Source organism: Acidovorax sp. sic0104 (assembly GCF_019219095.1).
GTDB lineage: Bacteria > Pseudomonadota > Gammaproteobacteria > Burkholderiales > Burkholderiaceae_C > Acidovorax.
The window spans coordinates 1-17,495 of record NZ_JAHUWH010000001.1; the positions used below are offsets into that span (position 1 = coordinate 1).

The 17,495-nt window shown below is 63.3% G+C and carries 16 protein-coding genes and 1 riboswitch; of the genes, 5 read left to right on the plus strand and 11 right to left on the minus strand.

Annotation, left to right across the window (positions count from 1 at the left end; translation table 11 throughout):
* On the minus strand, positions 1 to 1,257 hold a 1,257-nt coding region (locus KW835_RS27090), incomplete at its 3' end, for a DUF6531 domain-containing protein (RefSeq protein ID WP_339385476.1).
* A gap of 474 nt (positions 1,258 to 1,731) precedes the next feature.
* A riboswitch (SAM-I-IV-variant riboswitch) is annotated at positions 1,732 to 1,836 on the plus strand.
* A 645-nt stretch (positions 1,837 to 2,481) separates the two neighbouring features.
* Positions 2,482 to 2,847, minus strand: coding sequence for a helix-turn-helix transcriptional regulator (locus KW835_RS00010; RefSeq protein WP_339385477.1), 366 nt, complete (start codon positions 2,845 to 2,847; stop codon positions 2,482 to 2,484).
* A gap of 84 nt (positions 2,848 to 2,931) precedes the next feature.
* On the opposite strand from KW835_RS00010, the gene KW835_RS00015 reads away from it, so the two are divergent.
* The 3 genes from KW835_RS00015 (at position 2,932) to KW835_RS00025 (ending at position 4,729) form a co-directional block, all read left to right on the plus strand.
* The gene (locus tag KW835_RS00015; protein WP_218380249.1) at positions 2,932 to 3,324 is read left to right on the plus strand and encodes a hypothetical protein; all 393 of its coding nucleotides are present in this window, start codon (positions 2,932 to 2,934) and stop codon (positions 3,322 to 3,324) included.
* A gap of 10 nt (positions 3,325 to 3,334) precedes the next feature.
* Positions 3,335 to 4,315, plus strand: coding sequence for a DUF2569 family protein (locus KW835_RS00020; RefSeq protein ID WP_218380250.1), 981 nt, complete (start codon positions 3,335 to 3,337; stop codon positions 4,313 to 4,315).
* A 120-nt stretch (positions 4,316 to 4,435) separates the two neighbouring features.
* Complete coding sequence (locus KW835_RS00025; RefSeq protein WP_218380251.1) at positions 4,436 to 4,729, plus strand: hypothetical protein; 294 nt, start codon at positions 4,436 to 4,438, stop codon at positions 4,727 to 4,729.
* A 31-nt stretch (positions 4,730 to 4,760) separates the two neighbouring features.
* Here KW835_RS00025 and KW835_RS00030 read toward each other — a convergent pair whose 3' ends face one another.
* The 7 genes from KW835_RS00030 to KW835_RS00060 form a co-directional block, all read right to left on the minus strand.
* Entirely contained in the window at positions 4,761 to 7,289 is a 2,529-nt protein-coding gene (locus KW835_RS00030; RefSeq protein WP_218380252.1) for a TonB-dependent receptor, read from the minus strand.
* 180 nt (positions 7,290 to 7,469) lie between these two features.
* On the minus strand, positions 7,470 to 8,513 hold the full coding sequence (locus KW835_RS00035; RefSeq protein ID WP_218380253.1) for a FecR domain-containing protein: 1,044 nt from the start codon (positions 8,511 to 8,513) through the stop codon (positions 7,470 to 7,472).
* Complete coding sequence (locus tag KW835_RS00040; RefSeq protein ID WP_218380254.1) at positions 8,510 to 9,025, minus strand: sigma-70 family RNA polymerase sigma factor; 516 nt, start codon at positions 9,023 to 9,025, stop codon at positions 8,510 to 8,512. The genes KW835_RS00035 and KW835_RS00040 overlap by 4 nt, the downstream gene beginning before the upstream one ends.
* A 27-nt stretch (positions 9,026 to 9,052) precedes the next feature.
* Positions 9,053 to 9,271, minus strand: coding sequence for a hypothetical protein (locus tag KW835_RS00045; RefSeq protein ID WP_218380255.1), 219 nt, complete (start codon positions 9,269 to 9,271; stop codon positions 9,053 to 9,055).
* 303 nt (positions 9,272 to 9,574) lie between these two features.
* Positions 9,575 to 10,234 (minus strand): hypothetical protein, encoded by a 660-nt coding sequence (locus KW835_RS00050; RefSeq protein ID WP_218380256.1) that lies wholly within the window; start codon positions 10,232 to 10,234, stop codon positions 9,575 to 9,577.
* Between the two features lie 78 nt (positions 10,235 to 10,312).
* A complete protein-coding gene (gene mobV / locus KW835_RS00055; RefSeq protein WP_255593154.1) occupies positions 10,313 to 11,125 on the minus strand; it encodes a MobV family relaxase in 813 nt (270 codons plus the stop codon).
* Complete coding sequence (locus KW835_RS00060; RefSeq protein ID WP_218380258.1) at positions 11,112 to 11,327, minus strand: AlpA family transcriptional regulator; 216 nt, start codon at positions 11,325 to 11,327, stop codon at positions 11,112 to 11,114. Before KW835_RS00060 ends, mobV begins: the two co-directional genes overlap by 14 nt.
* A gap of 889 nt (positions 11,328 to 12,216) precedes the next feature.
* Between KW835_RS00060 and KW835_RS00065 the strand changes: the two genes are divergently transcribed.
* Entirely contained in the window at positions 12,217 to 12,903 is a 687-nt protein-coding gene (locus tag KW835_RS00065; protein ID WP_218380259.1) for a Crp/Fnr family transcriptional regulator, read from the plus strand.
* Here KW835_RS00065 and KW835_RS00070 read toward each other — a convergent pair.
* The gene (locus KW835_RS00070) at positions 12,884 to 14,638 is read right to left on the minus strand and encodes an AMP-binding protein (protein ID WP_218380260.1); all 1,755 of its coding nucleotides are present in this window, start codon (positions 14,636 to 14,638) and stop codon (positions 12,884 to 12,886) included. The genes KW835_RS00065 and KW835_RS00070 overlap by 20 nt on opposite strands.
* Positions 14,631 to 15,392, minus strand: a complete 762-nt coding sequence (locus KW835_RS00075; protein ID WP_218380261.1) for a nitroreductase — start codon at positions 15,390 to 15,392, stop codon at positions 14,631 to 14,633. Before KW835_RS00075 ends, KW835_RS00070 begins: the two co-directional genes overlap by 8 nt.
* Positions 15,393 to 16,271: 879 nt before the next feature.
* Here KW835_RS00075 and KW835_RS00080 point away from each other — a divergent pair.
* Positions 16,272 to 17,492, plus strand: coding sequence for a GTPase-associated system all-helical protein GASH (locus KW835_RS00080; protein ID WP_218380262.1), 1,221 nt, complete (start codon positions 16,272 to 16,274; stop codon positions 17,490 to 17,492).
* Positions 17,493 to 17,495 lie beyond the last annotated feature (3 nt).

Sequence of the window (17,495 nt, forward strand, 5' to 3'; positions counted from 1 at the left end):
GTGGGGGAAGGCGGTATTCTCGTAGAGGAACTGGCGGGTGGTGTTGCCTGGGTAGGTGACCGTGGCCAGGCGCCCTGCACTGTCGTAGGCGTAGCCGATGACGCTGCCGTCCGAGGCGGTCACGGAGGTGAGCTTGTCGCCCTGGGGGCCATAGGCGAACGTCAGGCTGCGGCCGAAGGCGTTGGTAACGGTGGCCAGGCGGCCGGAGTTGTTGTAGGTGTAGGTGGTGACCCAGCCGTTGCGGGCGGTCTTGGTGAGGAGCTTGCCTTCCAAGGAGAAGCGCAGGGTGCTGCCGTCGCTGGTGGTTTGCAGCGTCCAGCCGGTGGTGTCCGACAGCAGGGTGTCCGCGTTGTTGGTGGCGGTCCAAGCGCCTGTGGAGGTGTTTTTGGCGAAGGCTTTGAGGGAGTCGCCGCCGAAGGTTACTGACACTGTGGCGGGAGCGGTATTGGGGAAACTGTACGGTTCAACGGTGAGGACCACGCGGTGGTTGTGGTCCCAGACCATGCCCAGGTTGTCTGTTGCGCGGCTAGTGTCTGTGGCCCAAGAGCTGCGGTACGTGCGGCTCAGATAGAGAGCGTCCGCACCGTCACCTGACCAGTCGGTTTCTGAACGGAATTTCTCGCCAGATGCGGGCAATATGGGACGGCCCGCAGACCCGCCATCGGAGAAAGAGAAATTACCGCCAGAGCCGCCACCGCCGAAGGCAGGGCAATATTGAGGTGGCTCATTTTTTGGCGGATTATTAGGAGGCGGGTTGCCGGCCGCTCGACACATACCAGCTGCGTTATCTTCCTGATATCCGGGGTTGCACTCGCACGTGCCGTTGATCGCAGTACTATTTGCGGGGCAGTACGGAACGAGCTTTACTGCCAGAGATTGATTATGCCTAGCTTCTCCACTCCAGGGATTAATCGTGAAATAGACGCAATCACCAGCATAGGTCCCGTACCAAGGGCGCGGGGTATCTACAGGCCCCACATAGCGATAACCCAAGAGTCCCGGATTATACTTTTCATATTCCCCCACCTCTTTAGCGAACATATCTCGACATGCAGCGTCCTTGCTTGGAAACCACTTATCTAAAGCCGGGTCATGATTGTGATGATAGTTCGGCACCTGAAATTCATTGGCCGGCCGCATCCCCGCATGCGCCGGATTAATCGCAATACATAAAAACAAAGACAGCGCCATCAAAAAAACCGCATTCTTGAAAGACAAGAAAACGGCCTTGGAATATTTCAGAATACGAACAATCACAACCACTCCCTCCCAACAGAATTATTTTCTCGACCGCCACACCCGAGCACGAGATATATTTCGGTGCACGGTTTCAATGATGGCTACCTGGTTAGCCTTGGACTTAAGGCATAGCATCAGTCTTTTTTTCCGCGCCCGCACTATGCACAAAAATTTTCAACCAACTGTACAAAATTTACAGCTATAAAAAATTATTGTGTCGGAGCGCCTACCCGCTCGTCTCGACTCCACCCACTCGCGCTTTACCGATACAGCTTACTGGGGAAGCGAGAAATCGCGCATAAGCCTCATGCGCGAAAATTGTTACCAAAGGCACTACCGGAAACGAGCGAGGCGCAGCACGCTATAGCAGTGTCGTGACGTGACCACGCGATGCCGAATAGGACCGTTTGAACCACCGAAGCCGATCGATTTCCCCACCGGAATGGCCGCATCGCGGAGTCTTGCAAAGGGCTGCAGAGTCCGTCTAGAATGAACCCACATCAAGAGTCGGGCTGACGCTCGCACCAACCTGCCTCCGGGGCAAGGTGGTCCGCCAAATGGCGATGTGGCCCCATCAAGGCAACGAAGCCCGTGCAGCGTCATCCCTCCTCGTGAGGGATTTTTCGTTTCTGGCTTGGTCTGCCACCCATTCTGGGGAAGTTGACTGGGGGGATTTCCGTCCGAATTGCAGCCCCCGGCACCACGCCATCGCTGCTAAAGAGGAGCAGCTCATGCATGAGCTTGGAAACTTCACGCTGGCCCGCGCTCGACGCTTGGCCGTAGTCACCCAGTGCATCCCCGAGCAGATCGAGCTTGCTCGTGTACTACGAAGCCTATCGGGCAGGCTCAACTTGCACCGCCCCCGACCAGCTGCCATACGGCGTCGTTCGCAGTCCATAGGCACGCCACAGGGCTGCAGAACGGCAAGAACATGAAATTGAAATGCCGAGCAGGCGACCTCGCGCTAGTGATCCATGACGAACCCGGTTGCAAGGCCAACATTGGCCGCATCGTGCGATTGCAGGGGCCGGCCGCACATAGCAAATACTACGCGCGCTATTGTTGGTTGATCTTCCCAGTCGACGATCGACCCTGGCTGGTGATGCGGAACCACGGCCCCGAAGAGGTGCCAATCGCGCCGAACCACCTGATCGATCACCCCGATCAGTGGTTGATGCCGTTGCGGACCGCGGAGGGCCTTGCACGACACCGCTCCCGTTGTCGACATCAAACGAAGCGCGCTTAAGAGGTCTTGCCAAGTGGTCGCACGTGGTAGCTCGCCAAAGATTCAAGCAACCGCTGCTTGTCGGTAGCTGGCAATGCTGCGACTGCGAGGATGAGCTCTGCGAGGACCTCGTCATCGCAGTAGAGATATGGCAAAGGCACCTTGAGCGCCTTGGCGATCAAGCGCGCCGTCGCAATCTGCGGCTCATGCACGCCGGTTTCATAGCGGCTCATGCGTGCACTGGCGCTGCCTTCATCGATGCCAATGGCCACCCCAAGACGGTCCTGCGGCATCCCTAGGCGCTCGCGTGCCATGCGCATGCGCCGACCGAATGTGGTCGATCTGGACGCTTTGGCCGGCTGCTGAACAATCGTGGAAGACACCCTTCGAATTTCGTAAATTCGCCATAAAATTTCTCTACGAAATTCGAAGATTTCATGTAACAGCAACCAAATGACGGAGCGGATATGAAAGCAAAAAGTCTTGCGAGGAACGCACTCACCGTCCTCGCGCTCATCCAATTGGCGGGATGCACTGGGCACCTCAAGCTCGTGGAAGATGGCAAGGTCCACTCAGGCCGGTACGACCAGCTGTCCAAGTCGTTGGAGATCAATGTGGACGGCGTGCTGTACCGCGGGAGCTTCGTGCAGGGAGTTTCCGCCGGCTTCGGCACCGCCATGACGGGCACCCGGGTTGGCATCAGCACGGTGATGGTCACTGACGGCAGCGGGCAAGCACTGCTCACGTCTCCTGAAGGCAAGGTGCTGCGATGCGTCTTCGGCCCCGTGGTGGCGTGGCGCGGCCAGGGTCAATGCCAGACCAATGAAGGCCGCCTCTTCGACCTGCTGATTGGGCAGTAGGAGTATCACTATGGCCCCATCTTCCGCGTGGATTGAAGTCTCCCAAGAAGAGGCCAGGAAGCACCCTCTATACGGCGTGCGGGGCTGGCTGCTGCTGTTTGCAGTCGGCATGCTTCTCGCTGCTGTCAAGTCGCTGGGCGATGCGGGTTCGATGGCTAAGGATGCAGGGCTGACTCTCAGCCAGATGTTCGAGCTCGGGATCCCCCTCGTGCGCTTCTACAAAACTGCACTAGGGGCCCAGGTCCTTCAAACTACTGTCGTTCTCTGGATGATGCTTGCCAAGCCGGCAGCATTCCGTGTGATGACGAGCTGGATTCTGATCATAGGTTTTCCCGCCACCGCTGTCGTGCAGTTGGTCCTGGCCCCCTTCGACGGCAACACCGCCACGCTGAGCGAGATGTCGATCCTGTGGGCCATTTCCTGCGCCACCTCGGTCACGTATCTCAACCTTTCGCGTCGAGTGCGCGTGACCTTCGAACACCGGATTCGCAGCGACGATGCGATGATGGCCGTGGTCGCGGCGCCGCCCAGTGCACTTACGAGGGAACAACGCGAGGTTCCGTCTGCACAAGCGCCGGCTCGCCAGCATGTCCACCCGGCCATCCACAGTTCAGCGGCAAGCGAAACCGTGACCGACGAGGATCACTGGGCGCAAGCCTTGGCGGAGTTCGACGGACCAGGGCGCCGCCCGGGACTGTGGGCTCGCTCATTCGTCCAGGCTCAAGGTGACGAGATCAAGGCCAAAGTGTTCTATCTTGGTGCCCGGGTAGATGAACTTGCCCGCACCAGGTGCAAGCTCGCAGAGGGCGATGGTCCAGCGAACGCAAACACATCGGCGTCGGCGACCGCAACGTCAAGTGCACCTCAGCAGAAGGCGACTTGCCCAAACTGCTCGAAACCACTGATGCTCACGGACCAAGAGTGTTCGCACTGCAAGGCGATTTTTGGTCCTGGCGCTACGTGGGGTCCAATCCCTCTGGCAACAAGCTGATCAGCGCCTACACCTCGTCGCAGAGGCGTCTGCATTCGGTGCTTCTCGCGCTGCGAGAACCCTGGCGCCAAGAGCGGCGTGCATGCGCTCAAGGTTCATAAAACCATCCTTCAGTGGGGCATGATCGCCAAGCAGCCGCTGGGCCCGCAGTTCGAGATCGTGGCACTGGAGGCGGATACCCCCACGCGGGCGAGCCCCTGCGCGTGCTGTTCGAAGGCCAGCCCATCGAGCGCATCCGCCTGTCGCTCGGTGAAAAAAAGCGCCGCGGTCACCAGGGTGGCCGACGGCACGGCCACTATCACACCGGCAGCGGGCCCCAACCAGTTGCGGGCGGTACGACGTGTGCCGGTGGCCAACGACGCACGCAGCACCAGCATGAGCTGGGAGCACCTGCTGGCACTTCTGCCGCATTGAGATCCATGGCCCCGCCTGCGCGCGCCCTGGGCTAGAACATGCCGCGCAGCGTCACGCTCGCATAGCGGGGCTCACCGTACCAGTTGCCGTAGCCCGAGGTGCCCACCGTCTGGTAGTAGGTCTTGTCGAACACGTTGCGCACGTTGAACATGGCCGACCAGTGGCGGTTGATGCGGTACTCGGCGAACAGGTCCCACACCGCGCGGCCGGGCTCACGGAACTGGAAGGGCGTGGTGCGCCCCGTGGACTGGCCGTTGGCGTCCAGCACTGCAGCCGTACCCGCCACGTAGGTGGCGCTCTGCACGTTGACGCCGCCGCCCACGCGCCAGGCCGATGCGTCGCCCGGCAGGCGCACGCTGGTAAACAGCTTGAGCAGGTGTCGCGGCGTGATGCTGCTGTAGCGCCCGTTGTCGGCCTTGTTGCTGTTGCTGTTGAAGGTGTAGCCAGCGCTCAGCAGCCAGCCGGGGCGCAGCTCGCCGCTGGCTTCCAGGTCCAGGCCCTGGCTCACGATGCGGCCATCGTCCAGCCAGCAGCAGTTACTGCCCAGCTCGCCCGGCGTGGTGGGATAGGCGCTGTCGCGCACCGCCTCGCCGTTGCGCCTGATGTGGTAGAGCGCGGCGGCAACGTCCAGGCGGCCGTCGAGCAGTTCGCCCTTGATGCCGACCTCGGCGTTGCGGCCGGTGATGGCGTCCAGCGGCGAGCCCGGCAACGGCCCCTTGAGCCGGTCGGCCTGCGACTTGTAGGTCTCGGCCAAGCTGGCATAAGCGGTCCAGCGGCCGTCGAGGTCGTAGGTGAGGCCGCCGTAGGGGGTGGTGATGCCACTCTCCTGGTAATGGGTGACCTGGTTGCTCGTGGGCCGGCCCTGAGCGTTCAGGTCGCGGTAGATATAGTCATAGGCGTGGCGGCTGTGGCGCGCGCCGGCGATGAGCTTGAGCCGGTCGGCCAGCTGCAGCCGCGCCACGCCGAACACTCCGCTCTGCTCGATGCCGTAGTTCGGGTAGTCGAAGAACGGCACGTGGTTGCCCGGGTCGGGATAGGCCGCAGGATTGAACGCGAAGATGTTTTCCAGCGTATACATCGTGGACGAGCGCCGGCCGAGCGCGGTCGATTCCACGCGCTGCCAGTTGCCGCCGGCCAGCAGCTCGTGGTTGCGGCCCAGCAGGTCGAAGCGGCCCTTGAGCGTCACGTCCACGGTGCTCTGGTCGGCCGTGTAGCGGTAGCTCGTGGGCTGGCTGACTCCGCCGCGCCCGGTAGTGGGCGCGATGGCGGTGGCCCAGCCCACGCCAGCCCGGTCGTCGCGCTGGCCCACGTGCATCGCGTTGAGCGCCAGCGACCAGCCTCCGACCAGCTGCTGCTCGAGCTTGGCAAAGGCGGTGTTCACCTCGCGGTTGAAGTGGCTCCAGTCGCTGGCCAGGTAGATGCTGCGCGGCAGCTTGAGGTCGGCACCGTTGGTGGCGCGCGGTAGGCCGTTGCCCACGTAGGGGTCGTGCCGCCGGTCGTGGCTGGCACCCAAGGTGACCAGGGTGTCGGGAGTGGCGTCCCATTCGAGCACGCCGTAGAGCAGGGCGGCATCGCTGTCGCCGCCGCGCTGGAAGCTGTCGGTCTCGCGGTACGAGAGCACGGCACGTCCGCGCAGGCGCCGGTCTTGCGTCAGCGGGCCGGACACATCGACGTCGCTGCGCAGCGTGTTCCAACGGCCGGCCGAAAGCATCACCTCCACCTGCGGTTCGCGCGTGGGGCGCTTGCGCACCAGGTTGATGGCGCCGCCCGGCTCGCCCGAGCCGGAGAACAGCGCGTCCGCACCGCGCAGCACCTCCACCTGCTCGAACTGGGCCGCATCGGGCACGGCGTTGAACAGGTAGCCGTGGTACAGGCCGGCGCCTCCGTCCACCTTGAGGTTGGTGATCTTGAAACCACGCGCATAGTAGCTTTCGATGACCGAGCTGGTCTGCTGCACCGTCACGCCGGGCGTCTGCTCGGCCACATCGCGCAGGCTGGTCAATTGCTGGTCTTCCATGCGCTGGCGCGTCATAACGCTCACTGTCTGCGCCACCTCGCGCGGCTTTTGCGCCATGCCGCCGATGCCCAGGCGCGCCGCAGCGTAGGAGCTGCTGCCGTCGCTGGTGGAGGCACGGTCCGCCCGAGCGTCCACGCGCACCTCAGCCAGGGAGGCTGTGGCGCTGGGAGCGCGTGGCGCCGTGCCCGCGGCGGGCAGCGCGCGCAGTGCGTAGCCGCCGTTGGCCTGACGCACCGCCTGCAGTGGCGTGCCGGCCAGCACGGCGGCAAACCCGCCTTCCACGCTGTGACTGCCGCGCACGCCGGGACTTCGCAGGCCGGCCGTCTGCTCGGGCGTGAAGGTCAGCGCCACACCGGCATGCACGGCCACGCTGCGCAGCGCCGCATCGAGCGGGCCGGCAGGAATGTCGAATGCCAGCTGCGCGGCTGCAGAATTTGTCGCAGCAGCCGGAGGTGCGGCAGACGCCTGCGCCTGTGCCCAGGCCGTGCTGGCCAGCAGCACGGTGATGGCGCATGCCACGCGATGCAGATGTGTACGGGGCATAGGGGTTGCGATAGGGCGCAACGTCTGGTTGCGTGCGGGGGTGTCCCTCATGTCGAAGATCCTCGGGTTCCGGTTTCTGGTTGCGAAAGAAAATCAGCTCACCAGAGAGGGACGCGCGAGACGCCAAAACAGCTCATGCCCGACCGCGGGGCGGTGTCATCCCGCTGCGCGGGGCACTGTCTACTCCTGCGGCTCCACCACCACCCACCACTGCGCGCGCGTGCGCACCTGCACTGGCAGCGAGTTGGGAAGCAGGGCCAGCACGGCGTCGGTGTCGGCCTGCGGTCCTAGGGGAAACACGCCCGACAGGCGCAGGCCCGCCACGGCCGGGTGAGCGCGCAGCCAGCCGCGGCGGTAACGGCCTAATTCGACCAGGAAGTCGTCCAGTCGCTGGTTCTCTACCACTAGCAGGCCCTGGCTCCAGGCCGTGTCGCCCGGCACCGCGGCGCGCAGGCCGTGCGCGGCATCGGCGCGCAGCCATGCGGCCTGGCCGGCCTCCACGCGCAGCGGGGTAGCCCCGCCCTGGGGTTCCAGCTCCACCGCGCCTTGCAGTACGGCCACACGGGTTTCGGCCGGCTCCTGGCGCACGCTGAAGCGCGTGCCCAGCGGCCGGATACGGCCCTGTTCGGTCTCGACCACGAACGGCCGTTCGCCCAGAGCACCACCGGGGTGCCCGGTGGCCACCATCACCTCCCCGGCCAGCAGACTCACCTGGCGCTGCATCGCGTTGAAGTGCAGCACCACACGACTGGCCGTGCCCAGGGTCAGCACCGTGCCGTCGGGCAGGGTGACGGTGCGCCGCTCGCCTGTGCCGCTGGCATAGTCGGCCTGCAGGTGCTGCCAGGGCTGCTGGCGCCAGGCCAGCCAGGCGGTGGGCGCCACCACCAATGCGGTGGCCAGGCCCAGCAGCTGCCGGCGCCGGCCGCGTGGCGCCGCCGTCAGCCCGTGGTAGGCGGCACCGCCCGCGTTCAGCCCCGGCAGCGCCTGGGTGACGGCAGCCAGGTGCTGCCAGGCGCGTGCATGGTCCGCATGCGCGCCCAGCCAGGCCTGCCAGTTCGAGCGATCCTGTGCGCCCGCCTCGCCCGAGCTCAGCAGCACGAACCACTGCACGGCCGCCTGCGCCACCTCGGGCGCCAGCGGTAGCCCGCCGGCCCGCACGCCCGATGCGGCGGGCGGGGCAGACAAGCGCTGCGGCGCAGCGAGGGGAGCAGATGTGCCCGTCATGGCGCCAGCTCCAGCAGAAAGCAGCGGCCCAGCGCCAGCGCCAGGTCGCGCTTGAGCGTGGCCAGCGAGATACCGAGTCGCGTGGAGATCTGCGCATGCGTCAGCCCTTCGAGCTGGGCCAGCAGAAACACCTCGCGTGCCCGCGCGGGCAGGCAGTCGAGCACATGGTCCAGCACCTGTAGCGACTGCAGGGCGATCAGTCGCTGCTCTGGCGATGGCGCCAGTTCGGCCGGCAGCGCGGCCAGCGTGTCCAGGTAGGCCCGCTCGAGCAGGCGGCGGCGATGCTGCTGGATCAGCAGGCGCCGCGCCACCGTGGCCAGAAAAGGCCGCGGCTCCTGGATGCGCGCAGCCACGCCCGCCGAGATCACATTGACGAAGGTGTCCTGAGCCAGGTCGGCCGCCTCGTCGCGGTTGTCCAGCCGCTGCCGCAGCCAGCCCTGCAGCCAGCCGTGGTGCGCCACGTAGAGCGAGTGCAGGCTTTCTTCCTGGGAGGCGGCAGCAGCGGGAGGCAAGGCAATTCTATGTATTGAGAACTATTCTCAATTGTAGCCTGATGAATCCCCTGCCAGCCGGTGCACGGCAAGCGACGTATCCTCCCGCCCTTCGAGCACATGCGCACGCAGTACCTCGCCCACATTCTGTGCATTCACATTTTGTGCCGCAGTCGAAATCCGAGGATGATGTTCGCCGCTGGTGCCCTCGTCGACTACGATCCAGGCCCCGCGAGGGGCCAGTGGCAAAGTGTGCGTGAACGTCATGTCTAAATGGGCGCTGTGAGCAGAACGCCTTGTGTGAGGCTTCGGTCGACAGGGGTTTGGGGGCGGGCTGTCCCAGGTCCAGGTGCTGTGGATCACCATGGGGGTGCGCGCGATTTCGTTGTGCGCAGGCACCGTTTCACAGCCGTACGCATGAGCGATGTAGGCAGGAGGGACAGGCCCCTGTTCGCGCATCAATTTCTGGTGACGTCCATCAGCTCGAGGTCCCGCAGGAGGTTTCGCACCTGTTTCAGCTCATCACGAAGAGCTGCGCGACGGCCACCCTTGAAGGCGTTGCGAGATGACTCAGCCAACCCCTCCGCGCTTGTCGGGCCTGTTGACTGCATCCACGGCTTCCACCGCTTGATTGCCTCGCGCTGCTTCTCGCGCTGCGCGGGTGTCCACTGTCGAGCTGCCACGCGCCGACTCCTCTAATAGTTCGTTTGGCCGAGAATCTATTTTTTTCCGAGCTCGCGATGTGGCCCGGCGTGCGGGGCTACGCTCCCCGGCATTGTTCACTTGCTGCGGCCCATGCGCGATGTTGGCTTGGCGGGCGAACAATGCCGGCGGACGCCTGACATTTGCGAGGGCTTCCAAGGTCGCGCGGCTCTGGTTCTGCGCCTTGAGGGCGAGGCGCAGGTAGCGCTCAGCCACATCGAGGTTGCTGCCCACGTTCGCAGCGGCACGCCTGGCCATCTCGGCGAAGATGCTCTCCAGCGCGCAGGCCTGGGCGAAAAGCTTCCCCTCCGCCTGGGACAAGTCGCCGTTTCCGATCAGATCGGCTTGAGCATCCAGCGCCTTGAGCAGGTCATCAGCGCCAAATGCTGCCGCCTCGGAAAACGCGAACTCCTTGGCAACCAATGCGCTAAGAAATCCACCGCCGAGTACGGTCCGCGCGGCCAACAGCGGATCGATGGGCGTAGAGGCCCCCGTGTTGGCAGGCACAGAAGATGCGGAGGTGGGCATGGTGATCGTGGAGTGAAAAGATCGATATTGCGTCGAAGGAAAAGCCTACACAGGTGTAGGATTTGATCTCAGGTTGGGTTACTTGGTCGGATCTTCGAACTTGGGCCCCCTGCCCTTGCTGGTAAAGATCTTTTCCATGGTGCGCAGCTTCTTCGCCTTAGGTGCGAGCTCGATGCCGAGCGTAGGGAAGCAGAGCTCGGGCGCTTGCCTGATCCAGTGGATGAGCTGAGGGCGGAGTGGTGATCGCAGCAGCGGATCCTGACGACGCTCAAGCTCATCCAGCACCATCTGAAATGCCCGATCCCTGTCCGCCGCCGAAAGGCGCCCCAGAGGCGGTCGCAGACCGTAGCGCTTTCCTACCTGCTGGTGGAAAGCTCGATGCGCCGCGCGCAGCTGAGCAGCGTTGCCCATCAACCTGGACCCATTCATCTTGCCTTCGCACAGTGGGAGAACAAGTACATGCATATGCGGCGCACGCTCATCGAGGTGGACCACCGCACTGAGGATCTGCTCACTCCCGTACTTGTCACGCGCCCACTGCAGACAGGCGGGGAAAAAACCGCCGGAGGCGCCAGCATGGCCGGCCGGAAGGGAGAAAAGGAGTTCGAGGGCCCGCACTGCGTCGACTCGCAACTTCCGCACGCCTGCCTCCGCCATGAGTGCATTCGCGCGACGATTGACCCCCTCTGCATCACTAGGACCGGCAAGGACTACGTTCTGAGCGGTACGCGTCGGGTCGATACGATCCAGCTGCGCATGGTTGTCCCGCAGATTGTGCTGAGACGCGCTCTTGATGATGCCCTCGCGCTTCAGTTTCTTCATGCGCAGAACTGTGCTTGAGGCGCTTACATCAGAGGCATCGGGCAGAGTGGTCGAGTCAGCTGCGGTCAAGATCGCCCTCCTTTCGTGCGCCCAGTTCGATGAGGGCCGCTATGTCTGCTGCCCGCCATGCGGTGGCGCGAAGCCCCAGCTTGACAGGAGCAGGATACCGGCCCGTCTTGACCCCGGCATACCAAGTTGATCGGCTGACAGGAAAGCGGGCGAGAACGGCGTTGAGCCTGAGGAGGTGATCTTCTGAGTTATGTGACTTCATGGTCGTCTTTCAAATTGTGAAAAGTCGCCAATCGCTCGAGGCAGTGCTCCGCGCGCACACCCGATAGAACCGGGGTACTAGCTAAGCAATGTCATGCTCAGTAGAATGCATCCGTCTGCCAGGACAGGATCCACCGAGTACTCTCGCGATTGGTTCCAGAATTAGCCTCGTTTGCCGAAAGGCAGCGGGGCTTTTTCGTTGTGCGTCGAGTCGAATCTCTCTGCACAGGCTTGAATTCTGTGTGATTTCCGCCGTCATATGGGCTGTACAAAACGGTCGGAGCCCCGGTCGACGCTGCGTGGCCTATAGCTTTTGTTGAAGGCTCAACAAAACGCTTTGTGCAAAAAAAGTCTTGGCCCGCCTGCAGAGTGGCAACATCAAATCCACTGCTTAATTAGGGGCTTTATCCAGCACTGTCGCCCACCTTCTCTTACACACCAAGGGTGAATTCCCCTCGGCCGTACTCGACACCTCGAGTCTCGAGCCTGAGGCCCAATAGAGGATGGAAGCAGTCGGGCAGATCACGCAACGAGGCCACAGGGTGCGGTCCCCGTGCCGGAATGCTCCGCTATCGCGTGAGCGATTGACTACGCCTTCAAGCGCACGGTGGACCTCACGCGCTTCGCTTCATCTCTGATGGGCGTCTGTAGACTTCCCCGCGCATAGTGCCATTTGACGCAACGCTGATTCCATCAGCCATGCAGCAGGCCTGCGGGCAGTGCTGAACAGGCCGAGGTGTTTTCTCGTAGCGCGAGCCTGGCCAGCGCCATCCCTTCTGGACATACACCTCTACTGTGATGAAGTCGTCAGTCGTCGGTATCACTCCCATGGTGGCGGGCGTTGATTGCTTGCAGAATTCAGGCAGTGTTTGTTGCATGCCAAAAACCCCATGAGCCAGGAGCCACTCGACGCATTTCTCTCCCAGTCTTCATGGACGGCGTCACTGACTGAAGACGAAGCTCGCCGCGTGCGCAAGGCGATCACCGTGCGCAGCTATCCAGCTGGAACTGCGGTTTTTACAAGGGGCACCCCGTCATCACATTGGGCCGGGGTGATGGACGGAATGCTGAAGCTCGACAACATCACCGAAGAAGGCCGCATCAGTACCTTTGCTGGAGTCCCTTCGGGCGCTTGGTTTGGCGAAGGGTCGGTGTTGAAAGACGAACCCCGTCCATACGCCGTGACGGCGCTTACGGACAGCGTGGTGGCGCTTCTACCGCGCGCCGAGTTTCTTCGCCTGCTGCATGAGAGCCATCCGTTCGCGCTTTGGCTGATCGCGCAGTTGAACGCCCGTCTGGCGCACTATGTCGCGCAGGTGCAGACGGATAGGCTGGGGGACACGACGGCGCAGGTGGCCTATAGCCTGTCAGGCCTCTTCAACGACGCACTGTTTCCCACCACCGCGCGACGCATCACGCTGTCACAGGAAGAGCTGGGACGACTGTCGGGCGTGTCGCGCCAAGTGGCCAACCGGGCGCTTCAAGAGCTGCAGGATCGTGGCGCGATCCGCCTGGGCTACGGGTCGATTGAAGTGATCGACCTCAAGGCGCTGCAAGCTATTGCGCGGGAAGGCTGAGGCCTTCGGGTGCCCCCTCGGCTGGAAGCTGCGCCAGCCGGGTGATCGCATCTTGGCTACCCGCGATTTCACGCAGGCGGAATTTCTGGATCTTGCCGGTCGCCGTGCGGGGAAGCGCGTGGAACACGACCTGCCGCGGGCACTTAAAGCGAGCCAGGTTCTCGCGGCAGAACGTGATCAGCTCCTCGGCGCTCACCGTGCCCACCGCGTCCGGCTTGAGCTCGACAAAGGCGCAAGGGACTTCGCCCCAGCGTTCGTCGGGCTGGGCGACCACGGCGGCCAGCATCACTGCCGGGTGGCGGTGCAGAACGTCCTCCACCTCGACGGACGAGATATTCTCACCGCCCGAAATGATGACGTCCTTGGAGCGGTCGGTGATCTGAACGTAGCCATCGGGGTGCAGCACCGCGATGTCCCCGGTGTGGAACCAGCCGCCCTCGAATGCCTTGGCCGTGGCTGAGGGGTTCTTGAGGTAGCCCTTCATCACCGTGTTGCCTCGAATCATGATCTCACCGGCCGTTACTCCATCCGCCGGTACAGGCTGCAATGTGTCGGGGTGCAGCACGCGCAGGTGCTCCAGCGCGGCAGCCCGCACGCCCTGGCGGGCCTGCAGCCGTGCGCGGCCTGCCGCTGGCAGGGCGTCCCAGCCGGGTTGCCGCACGCAGCTCACGGGCGTACCCGAGACTTCGGTGATGCCATACACATGGTCCACGTCGAAGCCCATGGCAGCAATCTCCTGCAGGATGGCGGCGGGCGGCGGCGACCCTGCCGTGAGAACCCGCACCCTGCGCGGCAGCACGATGCGCTCGTTCTGCGGCGCGTTGGCCAGCATGGCCAGCACGGTCGGCGCGGCACAGAAGTGGTCCACGCCATGCTCGGCAATGGCCTCGAAGATGGCTTTGGCCGATACCTTGCGCAAGCACACGTGCGTGCCCGCCGCTGCCGTGATCGCCCAGGTGAAGCACCAGCCGTTGGCGTGGAACATGGGCAGTGTCCACAGGTAGACCGGGCTGCGGGGCATGGACCAGTCGGTCAGCTGCAGCAGGCTCATGAGGTAGGCACCGCGGTGGCTGGGCACCACGCCTTTGGGGTCGCCGGTGGTGCCCGAGGTGTAGTTCAGCGCGATGGGCTCCCATTCGTCCTCGGGCCACACGCCCTCGAATGCCGGGTCGCCTTCGGCCAGCAGCGCCTCGTACTCCAACGCGGCGAAGCCGGATTGCCCGTGCATGCCTGTGTCGTGAACAACGACGACCAGCGGCGCATGGGCCAGCCCCGCGATGGCCTTTTCAGCCAGCGCCATGAATTCGCTGTCCACGAGCAGAACGCGCGCCTCGCCGTGCTGCAGGATGAAGGCGATGCCCTCTGCATCAAGCCGGCAGTTGATGGCGTTGATGACCGCGCCGCACAGGGGAATGCCCAGATGTGCCTCCAGCATGGCCGGCGTGTTGGGCGCGAGGATGGCCACTGTATCGCCGCGCTGCACCCCGCGTAGCGCCAGCGCGCTGGCCAGACGGTAGGCGCGCTCGCGCGTCTGGGCCCAGGTCTGTGTGGCGCCCCCATGCACTACGGCAATGCCGTCAGGATGGACCTGCGCGCTGCGATCCAGAAAGCCCAATGGCGTGAGTGGCCGGTGATTGGCGGGGGTGCGTCCCAGACCGCGCTGGTAGGGGCTGGACGATGGGGTTGGGTGATAGGTGGCGTGCACGCGGATGTCTCCTGTGTCGTTGTCATTCATGGAAAGTGGTGAACGACTCCACGCTCTCGCGCTCCGTCACCAGAGAGTTCTCCACGCTGGCGGGGTCGGCGTAGCCCAGGCTCATGCCGCACACGACCATCTCGCTGTAGGGAATGCCAAGCTCGGAGTGGATGGCCGCGTGGAACCTGGTGAACGCCACCTGGGGGCAGGTATCGAGCCCACGCGCTCGGGCGGCCACCATCACGCTCTGCAGGAACATGCCGTAGTCCATCAGGCTGCCGGCCTGCATAACACGGTCTACCGTGAAGATCAGCCCTACCGGCGCATCGAAGAAGCGGTAGTTGCGGCCATGCTGCGCGTGCATGCGTGCCTTATCGTTCTTGCCGATGCCCAACAATCCATACAGGTCCCAGCCTACCTTGCGGCGACGGTCCACGTAGGGCGACACCCAGTCGAGCGGGTAGTAGTGGTAGGGCTCGGTCAGGCCTGCACAGGCCTGCCCATCGTCGTGCAGCGCGGTGATGGCATCGCTCAGCTTTTGCTTGGGTGCACCCATGAGCACGTGCACCCGCCATGGCTGCGTGTTCATACCTGATGCTGCGTAGCGGGCCACATCCAGGATGCCCAGCAACTTGTCGCGCTCGACTGGGGTTGGCAGAAATGACCGGATACTGCGCCGCGAGACAATGGCCCAATCCACGGCATGCTGCAGTTCTGGCGCTGTCAGGGACGTATTCGAACTCAGCCTGGAGGAGTGCGTAGGGTGCCCTGGACGAGATGGTGAAGGGATCATTCCGACATGCTAGGCAGGCACTTCGGTTGTGACTGTCGATGCGATGACATTTGATCCGCGAGAAGCTTGAATGTGTCTAGATGGCGGGGCCTGGTTCATGCGAATTTCGCAGAATTTTCAACGTGGATTCGCTGGCGGCTTACCCCACACCTGCCCAGGCGACAGCACGTCCACAGCCCCCCTGCACTTTCAGATAGAAGTCGTCGTCACGCCACAACTCGGCCTGAAAGAGATGGCGCACGCCAGCACGCACACCCAGCAGTTGGTTCGCATCGAAGTCCTGCGACCCACCAAAGCTCACCACCCGTCAACTGGCCAAGTAGTGCTTGTACCGCGCCGCATGCAGCGGCAGGGTCTGGATGATTTTGATCAGCTCTTCTTCGCCAAGGCTCAGGAGCTCAGGCTCACTAGACCAGTCCCTCAATGGAGGACTTGATCGGCCCTTCGTCAAACAAAGTCGCCTGTGTCATCCCGCTTCTCCTAACGGAAATCCCGGCTCTCGGTCGCCACCTGCCAAGCGCGTCGGCCTTAGGCTGATTGCCGAAGTTCACGAGCGCCTGCTATAGGGCTGAACGCTGCGGGTCCGGTTGTCCAGCGGACTCCGTACGGCGCCACCGCCCAAATTGAGGGCGCGGGTGTAGCTCATGGTCGCTGTCGCACCCGTGTGCTCCAGAAGCTTCTGCCCCGTGCGGATGTCGCTTTCCCACTGCGGCCGGCGAGGGCTAAACAATGGCGCGACTTAACGAACGTCCGGCGCTCGCATGCGTGTGTGTTACAAACTTGCAACGGCTGACGCTAACCCTCGCGTACAGCGATGCTGGACCTTGGTAGGCGCGCTTCGGGGCGACGCCGTAATCCACTAGATTGGAAGGAGAGACAATGTCGGCAGCAGTTCTTCAGGCGTTCATGCAGGTGAGCCTGATCGATCTCGACGGTGAAGATTCGCGGCTGGAAAAGCTGCAGGCGGCTTCTGCGGCGCTGGCGGACGAGTTCAGTGCCAGGCCCATCAGCATGGCGATCCCAGCGCTGGCGGCCATCCTGCGTGATGACAACAAGGACCCGGCCAACGCGTTCGATGACACGGCACGCGCCATTGGGAACCACTGGAGCACCTACCAAAGCGTGTTCCGCGACGGCAAGGCCAACACGCTATATCGCGGGGTCGCGCTTCAGGCGCTCGTGACGGCTACCGAGAGTCAGCCATCCTTGGGTACGGCTATCGCCCTGTTGATGCGGAACTTTGCGACAGCCGTTGAGCTGGGAAAGTATGCCAAGCCCATCAAGCTGCTCGTCGATGCCGCCGATGCCGCATTCGCGAAGGAGCGCGAGGCACTGGCCGTGCCTGCGCAAGGTGTGAGCACGAAACTGCCCAACGTCGTCAAGGCCACGAAAATTGATCGAGCGAAGCTGCTAAAGCAAATCGAAGGGGCAGTGGGCCCGCACAACCGTGCTGGTACGGCTGGCGACAACCCAAACCCGCAGTGGCCCAACGCTGGAAATCCATGGAGCTACGATTTTTCTGATCGGCTTATGCCCATCATCGCTGACAACGTCGACATCGCCATAGCTGAAGCGGCCAGATTCGACGAGAAGAATCAACAAGGCGTCGCGAACAGGATCGCTGCCCTCGGCACGATTGATCCGGCGATCCAAAGGTCGATGCGGCTGCTGTGGTGGCGCCAGTCGCTGTATTCAACGTCGGCTGACAAGTCCTACCGCGAGCTCGGCGCAGCCGAGGCTGTGATCCACGCGGTTGCCGATCTGGCCAGTCACCTGCCCGATGCCTATGAGCGCGCCGTTGACTCATTCCTGTCGGAAGCGATCTTGGCCCTCGGGCTGGGCAACGATGCGCAGGGCCTTGGTGCGATCCAGGCGACCGACGCGTCGGCGCGAACTGCGCTGGATGACTGTCTGGCGTTCCAGAGTCCTGCAGGGTTGGTGATGACGGGCGTTCTCCAGAAGGATGGTGCTGCCCCGATCTGTGCGCCGACGCTGACCTATCAGGGCTGGGCCGTCTGGCTGCTACGTGAAGTGATGGCCGTGCGGGCCGTGCAAGAGGTCCAGAGAGCTACAGAGGCTGAGGACACGGCCGATGAGTAGCAG

Excerpts from the sequence above, each read along its gene's own strand:
- KW835_RS00025 (WP_218380251.1), top strand. The coding sequence starts at position 4,436 with ATGATCGCCAAGCAGCCGCTGGGCCCGCAGTTCGAGATCGTGGCACTG.
- KW835_RS00075 (WP_218380261.1), bottom strand. The coding sequence starts at position 15,392 with ATGATCCCTTCACCATCTCGTCCAGGGCACCCTACGCACTCCTCCAGG.
- KW835_RS00045 (WP_218380255.1), bottom strand. The coding sequence starts at position 9,271 with ATGACGTTCACGCACACTTTGCCACTGGCCCCTCGCGGGGCCTGGATC.
- KW835_RS00060 (WP_218380258.1), bottom strand. The coding sequence starts at position 11,327 with ATGAAGTCACATAACTCAGAAGATCACCTCCTCAGGCTCAACGCCGTT.
- KW835_RS00050 (WP_218380256.1), bottom strand. The coding sequence starts at position 10,234 with ATGCCCACCTCCGCATCTTCTGTGCCTGCCAACACGGGGGCCTCTACG.
- KW835_RS00065 (WP_218380259.1), top strand. The coding sequence starts at position 12,217 with ATGAGCCAGGAGCCACTCGACGCATTTCTCTCCCAGTCTTCATGGACG.
- KW835_RS00020 (WP_218380250.1), top strand. The coding sequence starts at position 3,335 with ATGGCCCCATCTTCCGCGTGGATTGAAGTCTCCCAAGAAGAGGCCAGG.
- KW835_RS00030 (WP_218380252.1), bottom strand. The coding sequence starts at position 7,289 with ATGCCCCGTACACATCTGCATCGCGTGGCATGCGCCATCACCGTGCTG.
- KW835_RS00015 (WP_218380249.1), top strand. The coding sequence starts at position 2,932 with ATGAAAGCAAAAAGTCTTGCGAGGAACGCACTCACCGTCCTCGCGCTC.
- KW835_RS00080 (WP_218380262.1), top strand. The coding sequence starts at position 16,272 with ATGTCGGCAGCAGTTCTTCAGGCGTTCATGCAGGTGAGCCTGATCGAT.
- KW835_RS00035 (WP_218380253.1), bottom strand. The coding sequence starts at position 8,513 with ATGACGGGCACATCTGCTCCCCTCGCTGCGCCGCAGCGCTTGTCTGCC.
- KW835_RS00070 (WP_218380260.1), bottom strand. The coding sequence starts at position 14,638 with ATGAATGACAACGACACAGGAGACATCCGCGTGCACGCCACCTATCAC.